The 2,454-nt window shown below is 38.4% G+C and carries 3 protein-coding genes and 1 pseudogene; all 4 read right to left on the reverse strand.

Annotated elements, in window-relative coordinates; genetic code table 11:
- A partial coding sequence (locus K0778_RS25615; protein ID WP_153520330.1) for an ISAs1-like element ISEc1 family transposase occupies nt 1–794 on the reverse strand: 794 nt, incomplete at its 3' end.
- A gap of 140 nt (nt 795–934) precedes the next feature.
- A pseudogene (locus K0778_RS25620) lies at nt 935–1,285 on the reverse strand (lyase); the annotation flags it as partial.
- A gap of 104 nt (nt 1,286–1,389) precedes the next feature.
- Entirely contained in the window at nt 1,390–1,773 is a 384-nt protein-coding gene (gene yhhH / locus K0778_RS25625; protein ID WP_001271686.1) for a protein YhhH, read from the reverse strand.
- A partial coding sequence (locus K0778_RS25630) for a DUF4329 domain-containing protein (protein WP_071608184.1) occupies nt 1,745–2,454 on the reverse strand: 710 nt, incomplete at its 5' end. The genes yhhH and K0778_RS25630, both read right to left, overlap by 29 nt.

Below are 2,454 nucleotides of genomic sequence, written 5' to 3' on the forward strand. Positions count from 1 at the left end.
GAGACTGCCACGCATAATTTCTTCAGCCCTTTCCATTCAAACGTGAAATCAATAAGTTCATCAGGGACATCGCAAACAATATGAAGACGGATTTCTTCTCTGCCGTGACTCTTTTCACTGATTGCGTAACTGTCATGCTCTGGATTATTTAATTCTTTCAGCGGAAATTTTTCCTCAAAGGCTTTATTTAGCCGCCCCTGGGTTCCTTTTACCGCGAATAAATAATCACCTCCCTGTTTTTGTATCTTCTCTGCAATATCTTTCTGGCAACCCATCGCATCAGTTGTGATGATTTTTCCTTTAATATCCAGCATGTTAAGAAGTTCTGGGATAGCTGTAATCTCATTAGATTTCTCATCCGTCTTGATCTGTCCGATGACCAGACTGTGCATTGTTGAGAACGCACTAATGACATGAATCGCTCCCCTGCGGCGACTCTTGTCATAAGAGTGCCGGAGCGTTTTTCCATCAATTGCAATGACGTCTTTATCATCTGAAGAATGGCAGTCACGCATCCAGTTAATAAAGCACTCGTGAAATTTTGCAGGACTGATACAGGATACAACTCTGGCAATGGTATCGTGAACAGGAATACCATTTTCAAAATCACCATATTGCTTCAAAAAATCGAGATGTGTTTCCCCAAAATCCTCTATATCTTCCCAACCTTCTGCACCAGAAATAACGGCACAAATAGTCAACAGTAGAATATCCGATAATTTATGTTCCACTTTCCAGGTTTGTCTGTAATCGGGGATAATAGAAATATGTTCCATCAATTTTTTAAGTTCCATTTTGTTCTCCTTAATTAGGTAAGGAGTATTTGATCATGTATAAGCAATAAAAAACAGCTTCAGGTAATAAGGAATATCTCAATTTTTAAACATAAAATGCGAATTATTTAGTGCAAAAAGTGAACTTTTGATGATCTTTCCCTGGCCGTTGACTCGATTGCCGTAGCTCGAACGCAAGCACTCTTATCATTCAATGCCATATTGTTCAAAATATTAAAAACATTATCTTCGCATTTTTTGCAAATTTATATTTGCCCGAGTATAAATGCTCCGATATCTCTACGGATATAATTTTTGTCAGTGCAGAATTCAATTGCCAATCTAACAGCGTCTTGCCCCCCTCTTAACTGTAATACTCTGGCAGATGAAATCCTTTTCAAGGAATTGCGATCATCAAGTAAGCGAAATAATTCATCATCATTTAGTTTCTTACATTTATTATATAAACCATACTCTTTACTTGCCTTTCTTTTCTGGTATGTATTTGACATTGCAGGAACCTCCATAAAGGCTATCTTTTTCTATCGTTTGACTGTCTGGAGTCCTCCACCTACTCTGCCATCAGCGCACACGATGTTTGATTATCCTTACATACTTATTTTCCGTGGCCAAAATTCAGAATTCTCCCATCATTTTTGCCTATTTCTATAATAAAAACCCCACCAGCAATTTGGTCTGAGTGAATGGTACCTTCAACAACCCAACTTGTTGTTAACTCAGTGATTTCGTATGGTTTTTCTTCTTCTGCGGCATCCTGTCCATAACGATTCTTAACATATATCTCAGCTAATTCCAATGCTATAGCTTTATTTTTAACCAAATTTCTAACGGTATATTTACCTTCACTTTCATACTTGCGCATTATTTTAATATTATTATTACACTGCGCCCATGTGTTGTATGTAAAAACAAACAAAGATACAATGACACAGTTCCTAAACAATATTTTTTTACATATTACCATGAACTCTGCAGACATTAGGTAATCCTTTTCTGTTTGTTATTTCCTTCCCGTGGTTATCTATTGCTTTAAAATTACCACTGGGCGTACCTAAATAAAATGACTTGATATTGTTATCTTTACTTTTAACTATTTTCTCATCTTTACCTGAAAATATTTCGTCCCAATATTCTCCATGACTATCTGCACCATGAGTATGATAAGCTGATACTTTCTCAGTACCATTAGGGCAAGGGCTATTGAATGGATATGATCCTTTTCTTTCTCCTCGGTTAGGTGCTGTTGAGAAATATCTGCCACTATTATCCTTACATATTAAACCAGCGAACTCTTTATCTTCGCAAATAGATTGGCTATTTATTTTATTTAAGGCGTCATATGCGGTGCTATCTATAGAATCAAATTTATCTGGACCTATCATAGCGGATAGTGTGCCGCAAAGACCATTAGTACATGCCCCCGATTTTGCATCCTCCCACATAGATAAACCCAGGGGGTCGATGTCTGATATCGGATTCAATTGATATCCATACAGGTTCCATCCCCCCTTCAGTCCAATCGGATCCTGAGTGATATATCGCCCCTGCAGCGGGTCATAATAGCGGTGGCGGTTGTAATACAGGCCGGACTCCTCATCATACTGCTGCCCCGGCAGCCGGATAAGCTGCTGCAGCTGATGCGGGTTCTCTTCATTCAGCA

The sequence above is a fragment of the Escherichia sp. XD33 genome, assembly GCF_019375075.1.
In the GTDB taxonomy this organism is placed as follows: Bacteria; Pseudomonadota; Gammaproteobacteria; order Enterobacterales; family Enterobacteriaceae; genus Enterobacter; species Enterobacter flexneri_A.